This window comes from Bowmanella yangjiangensis (genome assembly GCF_017255015.1).
Classification (GTDB): domain Bacteria; phylum Pseudomonadota; class Gammaproteobacteria; order Enterobacterales; family Alteromonadaceae; genus Bowmanella; species Bowmanella yangjiangensis.
Map to the genome: position 1 here is coordinate 1 of NZ_JAFKCS010000218.1, position 1,379 is coordinate 1,379.

A 1,379-nucleotide genomic window follows, 5' to 3' on the forward strand; every position below is an offset into this window, starting at 1 on the left:
GGGTCTGTTCCGTCAGCACATGGTGCGCAAGGGGCGCAACCGCGACACCGCCTGGTTCTCCATCATCGACGGCGAGTGGCCGGGCTGCCGGAATGCGTTCCAGCTGTGGCTGGCGGCGGAGAACTTCGACGAGCAGGGCCAGCAGCGGCAGCGCCTGGAGGCGCTGCGCGGCTGATTCGAGGCTGTACCGGCCTGGTGGGCGATGAAGCGAATCACTTCTTCCAGCAGTCGGCAAAGCGCTCGCACACGGCATAGCGCTTGTCCAGGTCGGCCATGCGTGTCAGGTGGCTGTCGAGGCTTTCCTTCAGCACCTCCTGACCCGCCTTGCGGTAGTAGCGCAGCATGCGGATATTGACCGTGAGTGCCAGGGTCTTGTCCGTGGCTGTGCTGTTGGGGACCAGTTTGCGCAGTTCGGCCGTGTCCAGTTGTCTGAGGTACTTGCCGTATTCGTTCTCGTAGCGTTCGAGTGTTCTCTGCTTGCTGGTCGAGAGCTCCTGCGTGGCGATGTCGATGTTCCGCTGGTACTCGTCCCAGTAAGCCGCTGGCAGAGTGAACCCCATGCGTCGGGTGCGTTCGTCGATCTGCTTGTCGAAGTTGTCGCCGAGCAGCGTCTTGTCCAGCGGCGGCTGCTCGGTCTTCATCGATTCGATGAGGCTCTCTGCGATGATCCGTTCGATCATGCCGACACGTTCCTGGGTATCGGGTTGCGCCTCAGGCGTCACGGGAAACAGCCCGTTGCTGCCTGTGCATTCAGGCAGCCCCTTGCTGAGCAATGGCACGGGGGAACGCGATACCTGGTCGCCGACCTGATGCAGACGATTCAACATTGCACGGCACATCTTGTCGGCGTACTCGAAGGTCAGCTCGTATTCCGCTCCGGGCTGTGGCGTGTAGCTGAACATGCTCCCGCACACGCTGCTCCGGCCCTGGGTGTTCACCATGAGCACGGCCTCCCTGCCTGGTTTCAGACGTATTTCCAGATAGGGCTCCGCGTCGGCAGGTGGGGCGATGGACATGTCCACCCGGCGTGCGGTGTTGGCCACGAACAGGTTATTGAGTATTCCAGTGGTTTGCCCTGCGCAGTGCTGGGCATCGAATACCGCGAGCGTGGCGCTATCCAGGCCGCTTATGAAACGCAGCTTGGCCGCGTCGGCTTCGCCGGCGTCCGGGTAGGTACCGTGGATGCTGCATCCGCTCAGCAGCAGGGCAAGAAGGGGCATCGCCGCGAGGGCACGCAGGGTGGTCGAGTGAAGCATCGGCAGGTCGTCCTTGATGTGAGGCATGCGGGCGTGAGGCGGGCATGCTAGTTAATGGCGATGTGCCAGTCCAGCGTGTCGCGCTACTCCATCTCGAACAGGCCGTCACGCAGTTGCGCGCCG

At 62.7% G+C, this 1,379-nt stretch carries 1 protein-coding gene; it reads right to left on the minus strand.

Features of this window, described 5'->3' with window-relative positions; translation table 11 throughout:
* Window positions 1-212 precede the first annotated feature (212 nt).
* Entirely contained in the window at window positions 213-1,283 is a 1,071-nt protein-coding gene (locus tag J0A65_RS23460; RefSeq protein WP_206596700.1) for a hypothetical protein, read from the minus strand.
* Window positions 1,284-1,379: the final 96 nt, after the last annotated feature.